Origin of the sequence: Pseudomonas sp. NPDC090755, assembly GCF_044769005.1 — a bacterium.
Classification (GTDB): Bacteria; Pseudomonadota; Gammaproteobacteria; order Pseudomonadales; family Pseudomonadaceae; genus Aquipseudomonas.
On the sequence record NZ_JBIVXC010000011.1, the window covers coordinates 36,742 to 58,061 of the forward strand.

Annotated in this window: 18 protein-coding genes and 2 pseudogenes; 6 read left to right on the plus strand and 14 right to left on the minus strand. The window is 64.1% G+C overall.

Annotated features, from left to right (window positions below; genetic code table 11):
• Positions 1 to 25 precede the first annotated feature (25 nt).
• From dxs to ACIQUS_RS16965, 3 genes are all read right to left on the minus strand, one after another.
• A complete protein-coding gene (gene dxs / locus ACIQUS_RS16955; RefSeq protein ID WP_403048591.1) occupies positions 26 to 1,924 on the minus strand; it encodes a 1-deoxy-D-xylulose-5-phosphate synthase in 1,899 nt (632 codons plus the stop codon).
• A gap of 124 nt (positions 1,925 to 2,048) precedes the next feature.
• On the minus strand, positions 2,049 to 2,936 hold the full coding sequence (gene ispA, locus ACIQUS_RS16960; protein WP_403048594.1) for a (2E,6E)-farnesyl diphosphate synthase: 888 nt from the start codon (positions 2,934 to 2,936) through the stop codon (positions 2,049 to 2,051).
• Positions 2,933 to 3,175, minus strand: a complete 243-nt coding sequence (locus ACIQUS_RS16965; RefSeq protein ID WP_285861861.1) for an exodeoxyribonuclease VII small subunit — start codon at positions 3,173 to 3,175, stop codon at positions 2,933 to 2,935. Before ACIQUS_RS16965 ends, ispA begins: the two co-directional genes overlap by 4 nt.
• Before the next feature lie 407 nt (positions 3,176 to 3,582).
• Between ACIQUS_RS16965 and ACIQUS_RS16970 the strand changes: the two genes are divergently transcribed.
• Entirely contained in the window at positions 3,583 to 4,788 is a 1,206-nt protein-coding gene (locus tag ACIQUS_RS16970) for an RtcB family protein (RefSeq protein WP_403048598.1), read from the plus strand.
• A gap of 253 nt (positions 4,789 to 5,041) precedes the next feature.
• On the opposite strand, the gene ACIQUS_RS16975 is transcribed toward ACIQUS_RS16970, so the two are convergent.
• From ACIQUS_RS16975 to ACIQUS_RS17015, 9 genes are all read right to left on the minus strand, one after another.
• On the minus strand, positions 5,042 to 5,752 hold the full coding sequence (locus tag ACIQUS_RS16975) for a helix-turn-helix transcriptional regulator (protein WP_403048601.1): 711 nt from the start codon (positions 5,750 to 5,752) through the stop codon (positions 5,042 to 5,044).
• 207 nt (positions 5,753 to 5,959) lie between these two features.
• Positions 5,960 to 6,487, minus strand: a complete 528-nt coding sequence (gene ppa, locus ACIQUS_RS16980; protein WP_133210484.1) for an inorganic diphosphatase — start codon at positions 6,485 to 6,487, stop codon at positions 5,960 to 5,962.
• A 91-nt stretch (positions 6,488 to 6,578) separates the two neighbouring features.
• Positions 6,579 to 7,394 (minus strand): zinc-dependent peptidase, encoded by an 816-nt coding sequence (locus tag ACIQUS_RS16985; protein ID WP_403048606.1) that lies wholly within the window; start codon positions 7,392 to 7,394, stop codon positions 6,579 to 6,581.
• A gap of 9 nt (positions 7,395 to 7,403) precedes the next feature.
• A complete protein-coding gene (locus ACIQUS_RS16990; protein ID WP_403048609.1) occupies positions 7,404 to 8,051 on the minus strand; it encodes a DedA family protein in 648 nt (215 codons plus the stop codon).
• 209 nt (positions 8,052 to 8,260) lie between these two features.
• Positions 8,261 to 8,719: a GNAT family N-acetyltransferase gene (locus ACIQUS_RS16995; RefSeq protein ID WP_403048612.1), complete on the minus strand. Its 459-nt coding sequence runs from the start codon at positions 8,717 to 8,719 to the stop codon at positions 8,261 to 8,263.
• Positions 8,720 to 8,817: 98 nt separating this feature from the next.
• On the minus strand, positions 8,818 to 9,639 hold the full coding sequence (gene eutC, locus ACIQUS_RS17000; protein ID WP_403049003.1) for an ethanolamine ammonia-lyase subunit EutC: 822 nt from the start codon (positions 9,637 to 9,639) through the stop codon (positions 8,818 to 8,820).
• Between the two features lie 11 nt (positions 9,640 to 9,650).
• Positions 9,651 to 11,045 carry an ethanolamine ammonia-lyase subunit EutB gene (locus ACIQUS_RS17005; protein ID WP_403048615.1) on the minus strand — a complete coding sequence of 465 codons (1,395 nt, stop codon included), beginning with the start codon at positions 11,043 to 11,045 and terminating at the stop codon, positions 9,651 to 9,653.
• 52 nt (positions 11,046 to 11,097) lie between these two features.
• Positions 11,098 to 12,546 (minus strand): ethanolamine permease, encoded by a 1,449-nt coding sequence (gene eat / locus ACIQUS_RS17010; RefSeq protein ID WP_403048618.1) that lies wholly within the window; start codon positions 12,544 to 12,546, stop codon positions 11,098 to 11,100.
• Positions 12,547 to 12,655: 109 nt separating this feature from the next.
• A complete protein-coding gene (locus ACIQUS_RS17015) occupies positions 12,656 to 14,176 on the minus strand; it encodes an aldehyde dehydrogenase family protein (RefSeq protein ID WP_403048621.1) in 1,521 nt (506 codons plus the stop codon).
• Between the two features lie 266 nt (positions 14,177 to 14,442).
• Here ACIQUS_RS17015 and ACIQUS_RS17020 point away from each other — a divergent pair.
• From ACIQUS_RS17020 to ACIQUS_RS17040, 5 genes and pseudogenes are all read left to right on the plus strand, one after another.
• Positions 14,443 to 16,168 (plus strand): annotated as a pseudogene (locus tag ACIQUS_RS17020) (sigma-54-dependent Fis family transcriptional regulator); the annotation flags it as partial.
• A 71-nt stretch (positions 16,169 to 16,239) separates the two neighbouring features.
• Positions 16,240 to 16,392 (plus strand): annotated as a pseudogene (locus ACIQUS_RS17025) (helix-turn-helix domain-containing protein); the annotation flags it as partial.
• Between the two features lie 66 nt (positions 16,393 to 16,458).
• Complete coding sequence (gene mpl / locus ACIQUS_RS17030; RefSeq protein WP_403048624.1) at positions 16,459 to 17,808, plus strand: UDP-N-acetylmuramate:L-alanyl-gamma-D-glutamyl-meso-diaminopimelate ligase; 1,350 nt, start codon at positions 16,459 to 16,461, stop codon at positions 17,806 to 17,808.
• Complete coding sequence (gene ubiX / locus ACIQUS_RS17035; protein ID WP_403048627.1) at positions 17,805 to 18,434, plus strand: flavin prenyltransferase UbiX; 630 nt, start codon at positions 17,805 to 17,807, stop codon at positions 18,432 to 18,434. The genes mpl and ubiX overlap by 4 nt, the downstream gene beginning before the upstream one ends.
• Positions 18,431 to 18,718, plus strand: a complete 288-nt coding sequence (locus tag ACIQUS_RS17040; RefSeq protein WP_403048630.1) for a YceK/YidQ family lipoprotein — start codon at positions 18,431 to 18,433, stop codon at positions 18,716 to 18,718. The genes ubiX and ACIQUS_RS17040 overlap by 4 nt, the downstream gene beginning before the upstream one ends.
• A 170-nt stretch (positions 18,719 to 18,888) precedes the next feature.
• Here ACIQUS_RS17040 and ACIQUS_RS17045 read toward each other — a convergent pair whose 3' ends face one another.
• A complete protein-coding gene (locus ACIQUS_RS17045; protein ID WP_403048633.1) occupies positions 18,889 to 19,530 on the minus strand; it encodes an oxidoreductase in 642 nt (213 codons plus the stop codon).
• Between the two features lie 26 nt (positions 19,531 to 19,556).
• Entirely contained in the window at positions 19,557 to 21,287 is a 1,731-nt protein-coding gene (locus ACIQUS_RS17050) for a C13 family peptidase (RefSeq protein ID WP_403048636.1), read from the minus strand.
• Positions 21,288 to 21,320: the final 33 nt, after the last annotated feature.

Sequence of the window (21,320 nt, forward strand, 5' to 3'; positions counted from 1 at the left end):
AGCGGGCTTGCCCCGCGATAAGGCCTTAAAGACCGAGCAGTTGCATGCGCTGACGCACAGAGGCTTCGATCCCGGCAGCATCCAGGCCGCACTCGGCCAGCATTTGCGCAGGCTTGGCGTGCTCGACGTAGATGTCCGGCAAGCCCAGGTGCAGGACCGGCTTGAGCACGGCTTCGCGGGCGAGGAACTCGCTGACCGCTGCACCGGCACCGCCCATGATGGCGTTTTCTTCGACGGTCACCAGCAGCTCATGGCTGGCGGTCAGCTCGCGTACCAGCGCTTCGTCCAGTGGTTTGACGAAGCGCATGTCGACCACCGTGGCATCGAGGCTTTCGGCAACCTTCAGGGCTTCGCTCAGCTGCACGCCGAACACCAGCAGGGCGACCTTGCTGCCCTGGCGACGGATCACGCCCTTGCCGATCTCCAGCGGTTCGAGGTTGTTCTCGATGGTCGCGTTCGGGCCGCTGCCGCGCGGGTAGCGCACGGCCGCCGGGCCGTTGTACAGGTGACCGGTGCTGAGCATCTTGCGCAACTCGTTCTCGTCGCTCGGGGTCATCACCAGCATGCCGGGGATGCAGCGCAGGAACGACAGGTCGAAGCTGCCTGCGTGGGTCGGGCCGTCTTCGCCGACCAGGCCAGCGCGGTCGATGGCGAAGAGAACGTCGAGGTTCTGTACCGCAACGTCATGGATCAGTTGATCGTAGGCGCGCTGCAGGAAGGTCGAGTAGATCGCCACCACCGGCTTGCTGCCTTCGCAGGCCATGCCGGCGGCCAGGGTCACCGCGTGTTGCTCGGCGATGGCCACGTCGAAGTAGCGCTCGGGGTAGCGTTCGCTGAAGGCCACCAGGTCGGAGCCTTCCTTCATGGCCGGGGTGATGCCGACCAGGCGCTCGTCAGCCGCAGCCATGTCGCACAGCCACTGGCCGAACACGGCCGAGTACTTCGGTCCGCCGGCCTTTTTCGGCGCGGCAGCCGGTGCGTCGACGGGCTCGAGCTTGGTGATCGCGTGGTAGCCGATCGGGTCGACTTCGGCCGGGGCGAAGCCCTTGCCCTTCTTGGTCACCACGTGCAGGAACTGCGGGCCCTTGAGGTCACGCATGTTGCGCAGGGTGGTCACCAGGGTCGGCAGGTCGTGGCCGTCGATCGGGCCGATGTAGTTCCAGCCCAGCTCTTCGAACAGGGTGCCGGGTACCAGCATGCCCTTGGCGTACTCTTCGGTACGGCGGGCGATTTCCCAGGCGCCGGGCAGGCGCGAGAGGACCTTCTTGCTGCCCTCGCGCATGCTCGAGTAGGTGCGGCTGGAGAGGATCTTGGCCAGGTAGTTGGACAGGCCGCCGACATTGCGCGAAATCGACATGTCGTTGTCGTTGAGGATCACCAGCATGTCGGCATCGACTTCCTGGGCGTGGTTCAACGCCTCGAAGGCCATGCCGGCGGTCAGCGCGCCGTCGCCGATCACGGCGATGGACTTGCGCGGATCGTTCTGCAAGCGGGCGGCGATGGCCATGCCCAGGGCCGCACTGATCGAGGTGCTGGAGTGACCGACGCCGAAGGTGTCGTACTCGCTCTCGGCGCGGCGCGGGAAGGCGGCCAGGCCGTCCTTCTGGCGCAGGGTGTGCATGCGCTGGCGGCGACCGGTGAGGATCTTGTGCGGATAGGCCTGGTGACCGACGTCCCACACCAGACGGTCGTCCGGAGTATCGAAGACGTAGTGCAGGGCAATCGTCAGCTCGATGACGCCCAGGCCGGCACCGAAATGCCCGCCGGTCTGACCAACGGTGTAGAGCAGTTCCTGGCGCAGTTCGTCGGCCAGGTTCTCCAGGTCGGCTTCAGCCAGCCGGCGCAGGCCGGCGGGCGTATCGGCACGGTCAAGCAGCGGCGTGACCGGGCGTTCGCGGGGGATCTCTTGAAACGTCGTGGGCATCAGGCGAATCGTTATAGGTGTGAAGTGGCGGCAGTTTACCTTATTGCGGTATTGGCTGCCCATTGAGGTGGCGCTGTGGCGCCACCGCTGTAGAAGCGGGCTTGTCCCGCGATGCTACCGACGCTTAATTGCGCCGTTCGACGATATAACGGGCCAACTCGCGCAGCGGCTCGGCCGCCTCGCCAAAGGCCTGCAAGGCCTGCAGCGCCTGGTCGCGCAGCTCCAGCGCATAAGCCTTGGCGGCGTCCAGTCCGAGCAGGGCCGGGTAGGTCGGTTTGTCGCGGGCAATGTCCGCGCCCTGGCGCTTGCCCAGGGTTTCGGTATCGCTTTCGACGTCGAGAATGTCGTCTTGCACCTGGAAGGCCAAGCCAATGGCTCGGGCGTAGGTCTGCAGGGCTTCAAGCTGCTGCTGGCTGGCGCGGGCGCTGGCCAGGGCGCCGAGCCTGACGCTGGCTTCGATCAGGGCGCCGGTCTTGTGCCGGTGCATGAATTCCAGCGCCGCCTGGTCGAGCTTCTTGCCCACCGAGCCGAGGTCGATGGCCTGGCCACCGACCATGCCGGCCGGCCCCGCTGCCTGGGCCAGGGTCTGGACCATGGCCAGGCGGATGCTGTCGGCCTGCGGGCTCAGTTGCGGGTCGAGCAGTGCGCTGAAGGCCAGGCTCTGCAAGCCGTCGCCGGCGAGGATTGCGCAGGCTTCGTCGAAGGCTTTGTGGGTGGTCGGCTGGCCGCGACGCAGGTCGTCATCGTCCATGGCCGGCAGGTCGTCATGCACCAGCGAATAGGCGTGGATCAGTTCGACGGCGCAAGCCGCGCCATTGGCCTGCTCGGGAGCAGCGCCGAGCGCCTCGCAGGCAGCATAGGCCAATAGCGGCCGCACGCGCTTGCCACCGTTCATCACGCTGTAGCGCATGGCGGCGTAGAGGCGGGTCAACTCCTGCGAAGGCGGGACGAACAACTGCTCGAGGGCCGCATCGACCCGGGCCTGGCAGTTGGCCTGATACCGGGCGATCATTGTGCCTGGTCCGCATCGAAGGGCTCGGCGGCCAGTTCACCGTCACGCTCGAGCAGGACCTGGACCTTCTGCTCCGCCTGGGCCAGGGCGCTCTGGCAGTCGCGGGTCAGGCTGATGCCTTGCTCGAAAGCGGCCAGCGAGTCTTCCAGCGACAGCTCACCGTTCTCCAGGCGCTCGACCAGGGTCTGCAGGTCGGCGAGGGATTGCTCGAAATCAATGGAGGTTTTTTTTCGGGCCATGGCGGCTGTCTCGGTGGCGGTATAAACGGCGCGACACTAGCAGAGCAGGGCGGGGGGAGCAAATCGGCGGGGAGGATCTTTCGTCGCACCCCTGCGCATCAATAAGCACGCAGTGATCGATGGCGCGCACTGAAATCGGGGTAATTGATGTGCAAAGGCGTCTAGCCAAAGTAGGAAAAGGAGAAACGGGGACGACTCCGGGTTGGCTTGCGGGGCCCCATAGGAGTCGTCCTCCGCTCTCGTAAAGAGGCAAATCCAGATGCCCTGGGGCACCTGCTCAGCATGTGCCGACGGGTGTTTGGCCCGCCGCGATTCGGTCCTCTGAAATACACCTTAGACGCTGTCTGTTGTACTGTAAAATTTGTCGAACAGAAGATGTGTCCGGGTGTTACACCCTGAGGTAAGACATGAACGTGCTGGAAGTGGCGGGCGGCAAACCGATCAAACTCTGGACCCAAGGGGTGCCGGTGGAAGACGAGGCGCGCCAGCAGTTGCTGAACACGGCGAAGATGCCGTTCATCTTCAAGCACCTGGCGGTGATGCCGGATGTTCACCTGGGCAAGGGTTCGACCATCGGCAGTGTGATTCCTACCCTCGGCGCGATCATTCCGGCGGCAGTGGGTGTGGATATCGGCTGCGGCATGATCGCCGCCCGTACCTCGCTCCTGGCCCGCGACCTGCCCGACAACCTGCACCGCCTGCGCTGCGCCATCGAACAGGCAGTGCCCCATGGCAAGACCTTCGGTCGTCATGACCAGGGCGCCTGGGACAAGGTGCCGGCGCTGGCCGATCGTGCCTGGCAGGACCTGGCCGTGCGCTTCAAGGCCATCACCGACAAATACCCGAAGTTGGAAAAAACCAACAACCGTCATCACCTGGGCACCCTGGGCGGCGGCAACCATTTCATCGAAGTCTGCCTGGATGAGGCCGACCGCGTCTGGTTCATGCTCCATAGCGGTTCACGAGGGGTGGGCAATGCCATCGGCAACCTGTTCATCGAACTGGCCCAGGCCGATATGCGCCAACACATCGCCAACCTGCCGGACAAGGACCTGGCCTATTTCGAAGAAGGCAGCCGGCACTTTGCCGATTATGTCGAAGCCGTCGAATGGGCCCAGGATTATGCCCGGCAGAACCGTGCGTTGATGATGCACGCGGTGATTGCCGCCGCCCGGCAGGTGCTCGGTCGTCCGTTCGAGGCCGACCTCGAGGCGGTGAACTGTCACCACAACTACGTACAGCGTGAGCGCCACTTCGGCCACGACATCCTGGTGACCCGCAAGGGCGCGGTGTCGGCGCAGAAGGGCCAGTTGGGGATCATCCCCGGCTCCATGGGGGCGAAGAGCTTCATCGTCCGCGGGCTGGGCAACGAGGAGTCCTTCTGCTCCTGCAGCCATGGCGCCGGGCGCACCATGAGCCGGACCCGGGCGAAAAAGCAGTTCACCGTCGAAGACCAGCGCCGCGCCACCGCCCATGTGGAATGTCGCAAGGACAAGGACGTGATCGACGAGATTCCCATGGCCTACAAGGACATTGACGCAGTGATGCAGGCGCAGCGGGAGCTGGTGGAGGTGGTGCATACGTTGCGGCAGGTGGTGTGTGTGAAGGGCTGAGAGCCGACAGGTCTCAAATCGCGGGCATTAAAAAGCCGGCTTGTGGCCGGCTTCCTGGGGACGGCCTTGGCTAATTTATGGTAAGCCGCAACCGCCTTAAAATCGTTGCTCCGGCACTCGGGCCGGGAGGTGGCGGACAGGCTGTGTTTAGCCTCGCCAGGCCCGCTGGCGTGCTTGGGCAGCCGGGGCGAAATGTGCGGCGTAGCATACTGGGTATCACGCGCCATGCCCAGCAAAAATTACCTTCGTGAGCTCAAGCCGGGCGGCTGTCGCGCAAATGTCCCCACCAGAACACCCAGCCGAGCACGCTCAGCTTCTGGTTCTTGAGCTGGGCCGGGCTGTAGGTTTCGGTGGGGTGTTCGTCGTTGGCGTGGCTGTGTAAACGCAAGGCGCCATTGGCCTGTTGAGAGAGGCTGTGGACCCGTAGGCGGCCGTTATGCAGCAGGGCATAGAGCTCGCCTTCGATCACCTGGGTCAGGCCGCAGTCGATCGCTAGGGTGGTGCCGCGCGGCAGCAGGGGGCTCATGTTGCCCGCCGGCATGCTCAGGCACAAGGCCTGGCCGGGGTCGACGCCCAGCGCATCAAGGGCGCGTATAGGCAAGCGCAGGTAGCGATCGGCAATGGGCATCAGTTGCCTGGACTGGATGCTGAAGAACGGCAACTGGATGTCGTCGGCGCCGTGGGCCGCGAGCAGGCTTGGCTCAGCCAGGTCTGTGCCGGGTTGGCGTGTCGGGGCGTTCAGGCGGGGCAAGGGGTTGGGGTGTTTGGGGCCTTCGCCACTGCGCAGCCATTTGCTGCGCACACACAGCAGCTCGGCGATTTCGTCGAGGCGCGCCAGCGGTACGCCACGCTTGAACCAGTTGTTGACGTGCTGCGGCGTGATCTTGCGCTGGGCGGCAAAATCGGAAGGGGACAGGTCGCACTCCTGCAGGAGTGCTTTTAGACGATCACCGGAGGTATTCATGTGCCCGAGTTTAGTGGGCTTGCCGGGGCGGGGATATAAACGGGGTGTTCAGTTTTAGCGGGAGATGGCGGCTGATTTACAGATTTTGCCTTAGGAATTCGTAGGAGAAGGCTTGTCTCGCGCTGAATGCGCGATCGTGGGGCAAGCCCGTTCCGACAGGCAATAAAAAAGCCCCGCCGGGGCGGGGCTTTTTGTCGGGCGTCTTGCTTAGCCTTTGTAGGCAGCAACCGACTTGGTGATCGCGGCGCGGGCGGCGTCAGCGCCTTCCCAGCCTTCGATCTTGACCCACTTGCCTTTCTCAAGATCCTTGTAGTTCTCGAAGAAGTGCTCGATCTGCTGGATCAGCAGGGCTGGCAGGTCGGTGTATTCCTTGACGTCGACGTACAGCTGCGACAGTTTGTCGTGCGGTACGGCAACGACTTTGGCGTCGCCGCCACCGTCGTCGGTCATGTTCAGGATGCCGACTGGACGGGCGCGGATCACCGAGCCTGGAGCAACCGGGTACGGGGTAACGACCAGCACGTCCAGCGGATCACCGTCGTCGGCCAGGGTGTTCGGGATGTAGCCGTAGTTGGCTGGGTAGAACATCGGGGTGGCCATGAAGCGGTCAACGAACAGGCAGTCGCTGTCCTTGTCGATCTCGTACTTGATCGGCGCGTGGTTGGCTGGAATCTCGATGGCGACGTAGATGTCGTTCGGCAGGTCTTTGCCAGCCGGAATCTTGCTGTAGCTCATTGGGCATTGCCCCCATGTTTGGCCAAAAATTGGTCGCGATTATAGGCACATTCCGCAGTGCTTGCCACGGGTGCCCGGATGTCCGGCTGCGTCAGTCCTGCGCTTGCCGGTAATGTGGGTGGTTGTGCTGCAGATGCTGCAGGCGCGCCAGTGGATCCTGGCGGTAGAAATCGCGCAATTGCCGGTATACCGCGGGGTAGGCGTCATTGAGCAGGTCCGGGGCGCTGAAGAAGTATTCGCTGGTGACGGCAAAGAACTCCGCCGGGTTTTCCGCGGCGTAGGGGTCGATGGCGGTCTCGGCGTCCGGGTTGCGGTCGAGCTGGCGGTTGAGGTCGTCGTAGGCCTGTTGCATGGCCTGGGCCCAGTCGCTGACGCGCATGTCGCTGTGCAGCGGCGGCAGGCCGTTGGCGTCGCCGTTGAGCATGTCGAGCTTGTGCGCCAGTTCGTGGATGACCAGGTTGTAGCCTTCCCAGCCACCGCTGGCCAGCACACCGGGCCAGGCCAGGATCACCGGCCCCTGTTGCCAGGCTTCTCCGCTGTGCTCGGCATCCCACTCGTGTTCCACGCCACTGGCATCGCGATGGCGTTGCGGGCTGAGGAAGTCGTCGGGGTAAAGGATGATCTCGTGGAAACCCTGGTACCAGTTCAGCTCACCCAGGTGCATCAGCGGCAACTGGGCCTGGGCCGCCAGAAACAGCCGTTGTTCGCCATCCAGCTCGACGCCGGGCAGGGCGCTCAGGTGCTTGTCGTCGAGGAACAGCACACAGGCTTCGCGCAGCCAGCGGTCCTCGTCGGTACTGATGCCGTCGAGCATCGGCAGGCGGTCGCGAACCCGCTGCCAGCGTTGCGCGTCAACGGGGTGACGGGCCAGGGTGCGGCGACGGCGCCAGGCGCTCAGGGACCACATGGCCAGGGCTTACTGCACCTTGGCCGGGCGGTGCATGCGGCTGCGCACCACGCCGACGATCATCGGCACCAGCGACAGCAAGATGATCGCGACGATCATCAGCGACAGGTTCTGCTTGATGAACGGCACGTTGCCGAAGAAGTAACCGAGGGTGACCAGGCCACCGACCCAGAGCACGGTGCCGGCGACGCTGAAACCGAGAAAACGCGGGTAATCCATTTTCGCGATACCGGCGACGAACGGTGCAAAGGTGCGCAGGATCGGCAGGAAACGCGCCAGGGTCACGGTCTTGCCGCCATGACGCTCGTAGAAGTCGTGGGTCTGCTGCAGGTAGTCGCGGCGGAAGATCTTCGAATTGGGGTTGCGGAACAACCGTTCACCCGCGGTTCGGCCAATCACGTAGTTGGTGCTGTCCCCCATGATCGCCGCCGCCATCAACAGGCCGGCCAGCAGTACCGGGTCCATGCCGCCACCGGCGGCCACGGCGCCGGCAATGAACAACAGGGAATCGCCCGGCAGGAACGGCATGACCACCAGACCGGTCTCGCAGAAGATCACCAGGAACAGGATCGCGTAGATCCACGGGCCATAGTTGTTGACCAGCAAGTCCAGGTAGGCATCGAGATGCAGAATAAGGTCCAGCGGGTTGAAATCCATCTACAGCACCTGTGTTCTTGACCCGGGCAACGGGCTGGCAATGACGGGGAGGGCGAAAGCGTCAAGGCGCTTACCCTGAGATAGGTAAAGTTTCACACATAATGAGGGGGCGCATTATACGGCGACAATGGAATTGTGCCTGCGCAGTTTGTAGCGGCGGATTTCCGAGGAGACGCACGGCAGGCACGGGGCCTGCCGTCGGGGGCACATCAGTCGGTGTTGATCGGCAGGATGTAGTTCTTGAATTCGTGGTCTTCACGAAAGCCGATGGACTCGTAGGTTTTCATTGCCACTTCGTTGTCGCTACTGGTGGACACCCGCAGTCGCACGGCGTTGGTTTCCTTGGCCATTTTCTTGGCTTCACGCATCAGGTGGTCGGCCACCAGCATGCGCCGGGAGTCTTCGGCGACGAAGATGTCGTTGAGGATCCACACGCGTTTGAGCGACAGCGACGAGAAACTGGGGTAGAGCTGGCAGAAGCCCATGAGCTTGTTGTCGTCATCGTCCGGCAGGGCCAGGTAGATCACCGATTCGCCGCGCTCCAGGCGCTTTTTCAGAAATTTGCGCGAGGAATCGGGGTAGGGCAGTTGTCCGTAGAACTCGCGGTAGCGGACGAACAGCGGGGCAAGCAGGTCCAGATGTTCCAGGGTTGCTTTGATGATTCGCATAAGCAGGCCTCAGGGTCCATGGAAGTTTGCGGCGAATCGCCGGCAGCGGTCTGATGCTGCCTGAAAAAAGTTAGAAAGCGCAATCTACGAAAATGCACTCACTTGCCCAGCAGGAAATTTCCCTGCGTAGGTGTTTTCTCGTTTGATTCCAGGGTATGAACCTGGGCTTCGTCCTTCAGATTGACCCCTGAAAGCTGACGTCGGCACGCCTCGCGCATCAGGTACAACAGGCGGTGAGCGGCCATGCCGTAGCTCAGCCCTTCCAGGCGCACGTTGGAAATGCAGTTGCGGTAGGCGTCGGTCAGGCCGACCTTGGGGTTGTAGGTGAAGTACAGGCCAAGACTGTCCGGCGAGCTCAGGCCCGGGCGTTCACCGATCAGGATCACGGTCATTTTCGCGCCAAGCAGCTCGCCGACTTCGTCCGCCACCGCCACGCGGCCTTGCTCCACCAGGATGACCGGTGAAGTCGACCAGCCGTCGGCGGCCGATTGTTCTTCGAAGCGGCTGAGGAACGGCAGGGTATGGCGGTGGACGGCCAGGGCCGACAGACCGTCGGCGACCACAATGGCCAGGTCGACGCCTCCCGGATTGGCCTGGGCGTGCTCGCGCAGCTGTTGGGCCGAGTCCGTGTGCAGGCGCCGGCCCAGGTCCGGACGCTGCAGGTAGCTGTCACGGTCGGCGGCGGCGCTGTGCAGCAGCAGGCTGTCGCGACCACGCTCTGCGAGCTGGTTGCGCAGGCCCTGGTGATCGAAGGCCAGGTGCACGGCGTCGCGGGCCTGGGCATGGGCGAACTGGAAATCCAGCTGGGCGCCGGTCGGCAGACTGGTGCCGGTGCGGCCCAGGGCGATCCGCGCTGGCGTCAGGCGGCGCAGTTCCAGCCAGGGGTTGCTGCTGTTGTCGTGTTGCGGGGTGTTGTCCATGGTCGGCTCGCTCATCCCAGTTGCGCCAGGGCCTGACGGAAGGCCGCAGGCAGGTTGTCACCGAAACGCACCCGGCCATCGGCCTGGGTGAAGATGCCCATGCGCGACAGCCAGGCCTCGAACTCCGGCGCCGGCTTCAGACCCAGGGTCTGGCGGGCGTAGAGGGCGTCGTGGAACGAAGTGGTCTGGTAGTTGAGCATGATGTCGTCGGAGCCGGGGATGCCCATGATGAAGTTGATCCCGGCCACGCCCAGCAGGGTCAGGAGCATGTCCATGTCGTCCTGGTCGGCTTCGGCATGGTTGGTGTAGCAGATGTCGCAGCCCATGGGCACACCCAGCAGCTTGCCGCAGAAGTGATCTTCGAGGCCGGCGCGGATGATCTGCTTGCCGTTGTAGAGGTATTCCGGGCCGATGAAACCGACCACGGTGTTGACCAGGAACGGCTTGAAGTGGCGGGCCACGGCGTAGGCGCGGGTTTCGCAGGTCTGCTGGTCGACGCCGTGGTGGGCGTTGGCTGACAGGGCGCTGCCCTGGCCGGTCTCGAAGTACATCAGGTTTTGCCCCAGGGTGCCGCGCTTGAGGCTCAGGCCCGCCTCGTAGCCTTCCTGCAGGACATTGAGGTTGATGCCGAAGCTGGCGTTGGCCGCTTCGGTGCCGGCGATGGACTGGAACACCAGGTCCAGCGGCACGCCACGGTTGATCGCTTCGATCGAGGTGGTGACGTGGGTCAGCACGCAGGCCTGGGTGGGGATGTCGTAGCGCTGGATGATGGCGTCGAGCATTTCCAGCAATGCACAGATCGAGGCGATGCTGTCAGTGGCCGGGTTGATGCCGATCATGGCGTCGCCGTTGCCGTAGAGCAGGCCGTCGAGGATGCTCGCGGCGATACCGGCCGGTTCGTCGGTGGGATGGTTGGGCTGCAGGCGGGTCGAGAGGCGACCGCGCAGGCCCATGGTGCCGCGAAAACGGGTGACCACGCGGATTTTCTGCGCCACCAGCACCAGGTCCTGCACGCGCATGATCTTCGACACGGCAGCGGCCATTTCCGGGGTCAGGCCCGGGGCCAGGGCACGCAAGCTGTCTTCGTCGGCCTGCTCGCTAAGCAGCCAGTCGCGCAGCCCGCCGACGGTCAGGTGGTTGACCGGGGAGAAGGCCTGGGCATCGTGGGTGTCGATGATCAGCCGGGTGACTTCGTCGTCTTCATAGGGAATCAGCGCCTCGCTCAGAAAGTGCTTGAGCGGGATGTCGGCCAGGGCCATTTGCGCGGCGACCCGTTCACCATCGTTGCTGGCGGCCACCCCGGCGAGAAAGTCGCCGGAGCGGGCGGGGCTGGCCTTGGCCATGACCTCCTTGAGGCTGTCGAAACGGTAGGTTTGCTGGCCTGCCGTGTGAACGAAACTTGCCATACACAATCTCCAGAACGCCGCAGGACAAGCCTGCGGCGGAGGGTGGCGCGGATCAGTGCAAGGCCTCTTCGGCCTTCTGGATCGCGGCGAATTCTTCTTCCGGTGTCCCGGCGACCAGGTGATGCCGGCTGTAGAACGCAAAGTAGGCGATCAACACGCCGTAGATCACCGCAGCGCCAATCACCACCCGTGGGTCGACCAGGAAGCCCGCGACCACGGCGATGCAGGCCAGTACCAGGGCCACGCCGGAGGTGAAGATGCCGCCCGGCGTGCGATACGGACGCTCCATTTTGGGGCGACGGATGCGCAGGGTGATGTGCGCGGCCATCATCAGTACATAAGACAGCGTAGCGCCGAACACCGCCACCAGAATCAGCAGGTCGCCCTGGCCGGTCAGCGACAGGGCGAAGCCGATGATCCCCGGGATCACCAGGGCCAGCACCGGCGCCTTGCTCTTGTTGGTTTCCGAGAGCTTGCGCGGCAGGTAACCGGCGCGGGACAGGGCGAAAATCTGCCGCGAATAGGCGTAGATGATCGAGAAGAAGCTGGCGATCAGACCCGCCAGGCCCACCAGGTTGACGAAGCTGCCCATCCAGGTGGAGCCGCCATAGGCCTTGGCCAGTGCCTCGACCAGCGGATTGCCGGAGGCCTTCAGGGCTTCGGCACCGGCGCCGCCAGGGCCGACCACCAGAATCAGCAGGGCGAAGGCCAGCAGCACCAGCATGGCGCCGATCAGTCCGCGGGGCAGGTCGCGCTTCGGGTTCTTGGTTTCTTCGGCCGCCAGCGGCACGCCTTCGACGGCAAGGAAGAACCAGATTGCATAGGGAATCGCTGCCCACACCCCGACATAACCGAACGGCAGGAAGCTGCTGGCGCCCACGGCATCGGTCTGGGCGATGTCGAACAGGTTGTCGACGCTGAAGTGCGGGACCATGGCCACCAGGAACACGCCCAGGGCGATCGCGGCGATGGCGGTGATGATGAACATCAGCTTGAGCGCTTCACCGACGCCGAAAATGTGGATGCCGATGAAGATGATGTAGAAGGCCAGGTAGATCATCCAGCCGCCGATGCCGAACAACGATTGGCAGTAGGCGCCGATGAACACGGCAATCGCCGCCGGGGCGATGGCATACTCGATGAGGATCGCGGTGCCGGTGAGGAACCCGCCCCAGGGCCCGAACGCACTGCGGGCAAAGCCGTAGCCGCCGCCCGCGGTGGGGATCATCGACGACAGTTCGGCCAGGGAAAAGCACATGCACAGGTACATGGTGGCCATCAGCAATGTGGCCAGGAACATACCGCCCCAACCGCCCTGGGCCAGGCCGAAGTTCCAGCCGGCATAGTCGCCGGAAATCACGTAGGCGACGCCCAGGCCCACCAGCAGCACCCAGCCTGCCGCGCCCTTTTTCAGTTCACGTTGTTGGAAATAATCGGAGCCGACCTTTTCGAAGTCGACAGAAGAGCCTGTCGGCACGTTGCCGGAGTGATCGCTTGGCATAGGAGTCACCTGTTCTTTTTATCGTCGCCAGCGGATGCCGGCCTGTGGTGAGGGTCTTGCAGGAAGCGAGCCAGAGCGGCCCCGGGGGTGGGGCCGCTCGGTTGCGGGGTTAGAAGAAGCCCAGCGGATTGATGTCGTAGCTGACCAGCAGGTTCTTGGTCTGCTGGTAGTGGTCGAGCATCATTTTGTGGGTTTCACGGCCAACGCCGGACTTCTTGTAGCCACCGAACGCGGCGTGGGCCGGGTACAGGTGGTAGCAGTTGGTCCACACACGGCCGGCCTTGATGCCGCGGCCCATGCGGTAGGCGCGGTTGATGTCGCGGGTCCAGACCCCGGCGCCGAGGCCGAACTCGGTGTCGTTGGCAATGGCCAGGGCTTCGGCTTCATCCTTGAAGGTGGTGATGCTCACCACCGGGCCGAAGATTTCTTCCTGGAATACGCGCATCTGGTTGTTGCCCTTGAGCAGGGTCGGCTGGATGTAATAGCCGGTCGACAGGCTGCCTTCGAGTTTTTCCACCTTGCCACCGGTGAGCAGCTCGGCACCTTCCTTCTCGGCGATTTCCAGGTACGAGAGGATCTTGTCGAATTGCTGCTCGGATGCCTGGGCGCCGACCATGGTATCGGTGTCCAGCGGATCGCCGCGCTTGATCTGCTTGATCTTCTTCATCACCTCCTGCATGAACGCCGGGTAGATCGACTCTTGCACCAGGGCGCGCGACGGGCAGGTGCAGACTTCGCCCTGGTTGAAGAAGGCCAGTACCAGACCCTCGGCGGCTTTTTCGATGAACGCAGGCTCGGCCTGCATGATGTCTTCGAAGAAGATGTTCGGCGACTTGCCGCCCAGCTCCACGGTCGATGGAATGATGTTCTCGGCGGCGCACTTCATGATGTGCGAACCCACCGGGGTGGAGCCGGTGAAGGCGATCTTGGCGATGCGCTTGCTGGTGGCCAGTGCTTCACCGGCTTCGCGGCCATAGCCTTGCACCACGTTGAGCACGCCGGGTGGCAGCAGGTCGCCGATCACTTCCAGCAGCACGCTGATGCCCAGTGGGGTCTGCTCGGCCGGCTTGAGCACCACGCAGTTGCCGGCGGCCAGGGCCGGGGCGAGTTTCCAGGCGGCCATCAGGATCGGGAAGTTCCACGGGATGATCTGGCCGACCACACCCAGGGGCTCATGCAGGTGGTAGGCCACGGTGTTGCCGTCGATTTCCGCGGCGCCGCCTTCCTGGGCGCGCAGGCAGCCGGCGAAGTAGCGGAAGTGGTCGGCGGCCAGGGGAATGTCGGCGTTGAGGGTTTCGCGGATGGCCTTGCCGTTGTCCCAGGTCTCGGTAATGGCCAGCAATTCGAGGTTCTGTTCGATACGGTCGGCGATTTTCAGCAGGATCAGCGAGCGTGCCTGGGCCGAGGTCGTGCCCCAGGCGTCAGCGGCGGCGTGGGCAGCGTCCAGGGCCTTCTCCACGTCTTCGGCGGTGGAGCGCGGGAATTCGGCAATCAGCTGGCCGTTCACCGGCGAGATGTTCTCGAAGTATTGCCCTTTGACCGGAGCAACGAACTCGCCACCGATGTAGTTCCCGTAACGGCTTTTGAAGGAAACCTTGGCGCCTTCGGTACCGGGATGTGCATAACGCATGGTGTGTCTCCTGGCTATTGTGCTTGTTGGGGAGGATATGAAGCATAGAGCAAGGGTTGGGCCAGTGTTGCCAGGGTCAGGTAAATCAAGGGGTTGCGAGGTTTTCCGGGGTTGTTGCCGGTTGCGCTGTGGCGACGCTGGTACAGCAGGGGTGACACTTTGTACCGTTCTCGGCACAGGCCGTGCCCCATGGGACCAGCCAGCATTGCAATGCGTGGACGGGTGGAGGATGCTGGAGGCATCTCGTCTGCGGAGAACAATAAAAAGTGCAGAACACCCATCTCAGCCGGCATGCCCGGCAAGTGCTTACGGTGACCCAGGGCAAGGCGCAGATGCACGGGCCGGGCAGCGATCCCTCTATTGCCCGCTCCTGGTTGCGTTGCCTGGAGGACTACCACCTGGATCCGGCCTTGAGTGTGGCGCCGACCGTGCTCGAACATGGGCGTGTGCTGGAGAGTCGCGAGCGCCTGCAGCAGGTCCTGCAGATCGCCGGCAGCGAGATGAACAGTCTGCACCAGCAGTTGTCCGGGGCGGGGCATGCGGTACTGCTGACCGATGCCCGCGGGGTGATCCTCAACTGCGTCACCGAGCCGACTGAGCGGCGCATCTTCGAGCGCGCCGGGCTGTGGCTCGGCGCCGACTGGAGCGAGGCCCGCGAAGGCACCAACGGCATCGGCACCTGCCTGGTGGAGCGCCAGTCCCTGACCATCCATCAGGATGAACATTTTCGTGGCCGGCACACGGGCCTGACCTGTTCGGCCAGCCCGGTGTTCGATCCCCATGGCGAACTGCTGGCGGTGCTCGATGTTTCCTCGGCCCGGCCGGATGTGTCGCGCCAGAGCCAGTTCCACACCATGGCCCTGGTCAACCTCTCGGCGAAGATGATCGAGAGCTGCTATTTCCTGCGTTACTTCGAGAACCAGTTCCTGTTGCGCTTTCACCTGCAAGCCGAATCGGTCGGGTTGTTCAGTGAGGGGTTGCTGGCGTTCGACGGTGACGGACGGATCTGCGCCGTGAACCAGAGTGCATTGAACCTGCTGGGCACCATCCGTGGTGGCGTGCTGGGCAAGCCTGTGGATATGTTTTTCGACTGCTCCCAGGATGAGCTGTTCAGCCGCGCCACATCCCAGGCCAGTACCCGCTGGCCGCTGCGCACCCGTGACGGGCGGCTGCTGTTTGCCAGCCTGCGCAGCCAGGTGCGCTCGCTGGTGCCGCCTGTGGTGCAGTCGGTGGTACCGGCTCAAGTCCCCGGGGCTGGAGCGATTTGCCTGGTCGATCCGGCCCTGCAGAATGACTTTCGTCGCGCCGTGCGGGTGTTCGAACGCGATGTGCCGTTGTTGCTCAATGGCGAGACCGGCTGCGGCAAGGAGGCTTTTGCCAAGGCGGTTCACCAGGCCAGCGAGCGCAGCGGCAAAGCCTTTGTCGCACTCAACTGCGCCTCGATTCCCGAAAGCCTGATCGAGAGCGAGCTGTTCGGCTATCGCGGCGGCAGCTTCACCGGCGCGCGCAAGGACGGCATGCGCGGCAAGCTGCAACAGGCCGACGGCGGCACGCTGTTGCTGGATGAAATCGGCGACATGCCGCTGGCCTTGCAGACCCGCCTGCTGCGTGTGCTCGAAGACCGCATGGTGGTGCCGATCGGCGGTGAGCCGCAGGCGGTCAACGTGCGCATCATCAGCGCCACGCACCGCAACCTGCTGGAGCGAGTCGAGGATGGCAGCTTCCGGGAAGACCTGTATTACCGACTCAATGGCCTTGAAATCGAACTACCGGCGCTGCGCGAGCGCAGTGACAAATCCCAGTTGCTGGATTTCATCCTGGCTGAAGAGGCCGGCCGGCAGCCGGTAATCCTCGATCCTGCGGCGCGGCGGGCACTGCTGGAGTTTGCCTGGCCGGGTAACGTGCGGCAGTTGCGCAATGTAATGCGCACATTGGTAGCCCTGTGTGAAGACGGCTGCATCGCGTTCGCCGACCTGCCGGCCATCATCCGTGTGGGAGCGGGCTTGTCCCGCGATTGCAGTGCGCCAGCCACATCGCATCGCGGGACAAGCCCGCTCCCACAGGTCCCACCCTTGGAGGATGCCGAGCGCAGCGCCTTGCTGGCGGTGCTGGAACAGCAGCGCTGGCACATGACCCATGTCGCGGCGCAGTTGGGGGTCAGTCGCAATACCTTATATCGAAAACTTCGCAAACACGGCATCGCCCGCGACGCTTGAGCGAATCACAGGGTGCGATTTCCCGCGCCCTGGGCTACCCTGCCTCGACGTTTTGCGAGGTCGAACATGCACATTCATATTCTCGGTATTTGCGGCACTTTCATGGGTTCGCTGGCGGTACTGGCCAAAGAGCTTGGCCACCGCGTCACGGGCTCCGACGCCAATGTCTATCCGCCCATGAGCACGCAGCTCGAAGCCCAGGGCATCGAGCTGACCCAGGGCTATGACGCCGCCCAGCTGGACCCGGCCCCCGACCTGGTGGTGATCGGCAATGCGCTGTCGCGTGGCAACCCGGCGGTCGAGTACGTGCTCAACAAGGGCCTGCCTTATGTGTCCGGCCCGCAGTGGCTGGCCGACCACGTCCTGCAGGGGCGCTGGGTGCTGGCAGTGGCCGGTACCCACGGCAAGACCACCACCAGCAGCATGCTGGCCTGGGTCCTGGAGCATGCCGGCATGAGCCCGGGCTTTTTGATCGGCGGCGTGCCGCAGAACTTCTCGGTATCGGCGCGCCTGGGCGGCACGCCGTTCTTCGTGGTCGAGGCCGACGAATACGACAGCGCCTTCTTCGACAAGCGCTCGAAGTTCGTCCACTACCGTCCGCGGACCGCGATCCTCAACAACCTTGAGTTCGATCATGCGGACATCTTCCCTGACCTGGCAGCGATCGAGCGGCAGTTCCACCACCTGGTGCGCACCATTCCGAGCGAAGGCCTGGTCATTCACCCGACCACCGAACCTGCTATCGAGCGGGTGATCAAGATGGGCTGCTGGACCCCGGTACAGACCACCGGCGAAGGCGGATTGTGGCAGGTCAAACTGCTCAGTGCCGATGGCTCGCGTTTCGAAGTCAGCTTCGACGGCGAGCGCCAGGGTGTGGTCGAGTGGGAACTGACCGGCCAGCACAACGTCGCCAATGCCTTGGCCACTCTGGCTGCGGCTCGTCATGTTGGCGTGGTGCCGGCCATGGGTATCGCTGCGCTGAGCGCCTTCAAGAGCGTCAAGCGGCGCATGGAGAAGGTTGCCGAAGTGCAAGGCGTCACTATCTATGACGACTTCGCCCACCACCCGACCGCCATTGCCACCACCCTCGACGGCCTGCGCAAGCGTGTCGGCGATGCGCCGCTGATTGCGGTGATCGAGCCGCGCTCCAACTCGATGAAGCTCGGGGCCCACCGTGACGGCTTGCCGGAAAGCGTCAACGACGCCGACCAGGTGATCTGGTACGCGCCGCCGAACCTGGGCTGGGACCTGGGTGCGACGGCCGCCGAGTGCAAGGTGCCTGCTGTGGTCGCCGACAGCCTTGAGGCGATCATCGAGCGGGTCAAGCGTCTGGCCACGCCCGGCACCCAGGTGGTGATCATGAGCAACGGCGGCTTTGGCGGGCTGCATGGCAAGCTGGCCGAGGCGCTGAAATGAGCGGGCCGGAGCGCATCACCCTGGCCATGACCGGGGCTTCGGGGGCGCAGTATGGGCTGCGCCTGCTCGATTGCCTGGTGCGCGAGGACCGCGAGGTGCATTTCCTGATCTCCAAGGCCGCGCAACTGGTGATGTCCACCGAGACCGATGTGGTGCTGCCGGCCAAACCTCAAGCGATGCAAGCGTTTCTCACCGAGTACACCGGGGCTGCCGCCGGGCAGATCCGGGTGTACGGCAAGGAAGACTGGATGTCACCGGTGGCCTCGGGCTCCGGTGCGCCTGCGGCGATGGTGGTGGTGCCCTGTTCCACCGGGACGCTGTCGGCGATTGCCACCGGTGCTTGCAACAACCTGATCGAACGCGCCGCCGACGTCACCCTCAAGGAGCGTCGCCAGCTGATCCTGGTGCCGCGCGAGGCACCGTTCTCCACCATCCACCTGGAGAACATGCTCAAGCTGTCGAACATGGGCGCGGTGATCCTGCCGGCGGCGCCGGGCTTCTACCATCAGCCGCAGACCATCGACGACCTGATCGACTTTGTCGTGGCGCGGATCCTCAATCTGCTGAACATCCCCCAGGACATGCTGTCGCGTTGGGGCGAGCATCATCTCGGCGCGGATGAATGAAGCGCCTTGGTGGTGTAGTGCTGCTGTGCCTGCTGGCCAGCGGCTGCGCCAGCGTGCGAACGCTGGATGCGGCCAAGCCGGGGGCGCCGCTGGTCTATAGCGGCACGCGCCTGGACCTCTATGCCCTGCAGGGTGGGTGTTGTGCCATGGACCGATTTGGCGCCGAGGCACCGGGTTATCCGGGGCTGGATTTGCCGGGCAGCCTGTTGCTCGACACGCTGCTGCTGCCGTTATCGCTGCTGACGGCGATAGGCGTGGGATTTCAGGCCACAGGCGGGTTGTGATGACCGACCTTGCGTAGCCGCTGCCGAGGAACGAGGCTGCGATCGACTGCGCAGCATTCGCATTTCGGATACCCCGTTGAGCCTGGCGTATTGGCGCAGGCAGGTTTTACGGCCGTTTCACGGCCGATCGCAGCCTGGCGGCAGCGGCTACAGAGAGACAGGCGCGCCTGCTACTTGCCCAGTCTGCGCAGCTCGTCGGACTCGACGATACGAATGCCGTCCTGTTCTTCCAGGGCCAGGCGCCACAGTGCACGGGCCAGCTGGCACGCCTCGATGCCACGGTATTTGCCCGGAATCAGTCTGGACAGCGGGCCGGCTACCCGTTCGGCCAGACGTGGCTCGGGCCGGTCACCCAGCAACAGGGAGGGGCGGGCGATGGTCAGCTGCGGCCAGTCCTGGGCTTTGAGGGCTTCTTCCATTTCGCCCTTGACCCGGTTGTAGAAGATCGGTGATTTCGGATCGGCGCCCAGGGCGCTGATCACCAGCAGGTGTCGCGCACCCAGCTCCCGGGCACGCTTGCCGAAGGCCACCACCATGTCCAGGTCGACGGCGCGGAAGGCAGGTTCGGAACCGGCCTGCTTGATGGTGGTGCCCAGGCAGCAGAAGGCGATGTCGACGCGTCCTGCCAGTTGCGGGAGGAAGAGCGCCGGGTCGCCTACCGGGTTTTCCAGGTGCGGGTGTTCGGCAAGGGGCCGGCGCGTAGGGGCCAGCACCCGGCTGATGGTGGGCTCGTTGAGCAACCGATCAAGTAGATGTTCACCGGTGAGACCGGTGGCTCCGGCAAGCAGGATATGCTGAGGCGTCAAGTACATGATGTCTCTCCCTTGATACAGTCAGCTTAGTGGTTGCTGGCGATTTTTGCATGTTCCGCCGAATTTCTGTCACTGCTCTGCAAGGCCTTGCTGGCCTGCTGCTGGCGCAGCCGCTGCCAGTGCGCCAGCACCTCCTTGGGTGCCCAGATCTGTGGCTCCGAGGGATCGAATCCTTCCACACCTTCACGCTCTGCCACGCTGGCGCGGGCCAGGTCGAAGGCCTGCTGCAGGTCGTCGGTCTGGTTCAGGGCCTGGGCGAACAGGGCGTCGCCGAAGTAGGTGAAGTCGGCCTCCTCGGAGCAGCCGAATGACACCCGGTCGGCGCGCGAGGCGGTCATGACCAGGGTCTTGTTGTCCTTGAGCGCATCGATGTAGCCCCCCGAATAGCAGGCCGAGATGACAATGACCTTATCGCGCTCCTTCAGTGGCGCCAGGGTGGTGGCCAGGGCGTCGGCCGGCAGGTCGGCCAGTTGCAGGCGCGGCTGGTCCAGCACCAGTTCGTGTCCGGCGCTACCGTGACTGGTCAGGTAGATGAACACCAGGTCCTCGGGGCCGGTGCGTTCGGCCAGGGTGCGCACGGCGCGGGCAAGGTTCTCGCGGGTGGCCATCAACCGGTCGTCGAGGTGGTCGCGGTGGTTGACCAGGTTGACCTGGCCCACTGCGCCAAAGCGACTCTTGAGCATGCCACTGACATAGTCGGCTTCGCGCATGAACACGCTCTGCTTGCCATCGCCGGCCAGTGTCAGGCTGTACAGTTCGATCTGCGGCGTCGATGCCGGAACGCTGGCCAGCGCCTTGTCCAGCAGCGCGCCTTGATTGAGCAGGGCCAGCTCCAGCGGGTCGGGCAGCAGGCGACCCTGTTCGTCGCGCACGCGCTGGCCGTTGAGCCAGTAGCCGCTCTGGCTGCTGCCATCGATCTGGGTCAGGCGACCGTGGCCCTGGTAGGTATCGTTGTCGAAGCTGCCGACGTACAGGCTGCCATCGGCCAGTTGCAGGCGACCCTTGCCGGAAAAACGCCAGTCGCGGAAGTTGCCCTTGTAGTGGCTGCCGTCGCTGCCGATCAGTTCGCCCTTGCCGTTGAGCGTGCCGTCCTTGAACTGGCCGATCCACACATCGCCCTCGGCACTCTCGTAGCGCCCTCGGCCTTCGAGGCGGTTGTCGCGAAATGCACCGATGTACTGGTCGCCTTCGGCACTGTTGAAGGTGCCGCTGCCTTCGAGCTGGCCGTTGCGGAACTGGCCGCTGAACTGGTTGCCGTCGGCATCGCTGCGAATGCCTTCGCCATTGGGCTTGCCGCGGGCGAACAGGCCCTGGTACTGGCTGCCGTCGGCCAGTTGCAACAAGCCGGCGCCGTTGTACTGGTCGTCCTTGAACTGGCCGCGGTACTGCTGGCCGTTTTCCTTCAGCGTGCCTTCGCCATCGCGACGGCCCTGCTTGAAATTGCCGGTGTAGCTGCTGCCCGGTGTTTTCAGTGTGCCCGGACCATGGAACAGCCCCTGCTGGAACTGGCCGCGGTAGACCTCGCCATTGCTGCCGTGCCATTCGCCCTGGCCATGCCACTGGCCATTGAGGAAGTCGCCGGCGTACCAACTGCCATTGGGGTAGTCGATGCGCCCTTCACCTTGCAGCAGACCATCGACCACCTGGCCCCGGAAGCGACCACCATCGGGCAGGCGGGCATCGGGTGGAGACAGGGGTTCGCCATCGCCACAAGCGGCGAGCAGCAAGGTCAGGGCAAGAGGAGCGAGTAGGCGCATGGCGGGGTCCGGACGGGTGAGGTCCCGAGTATG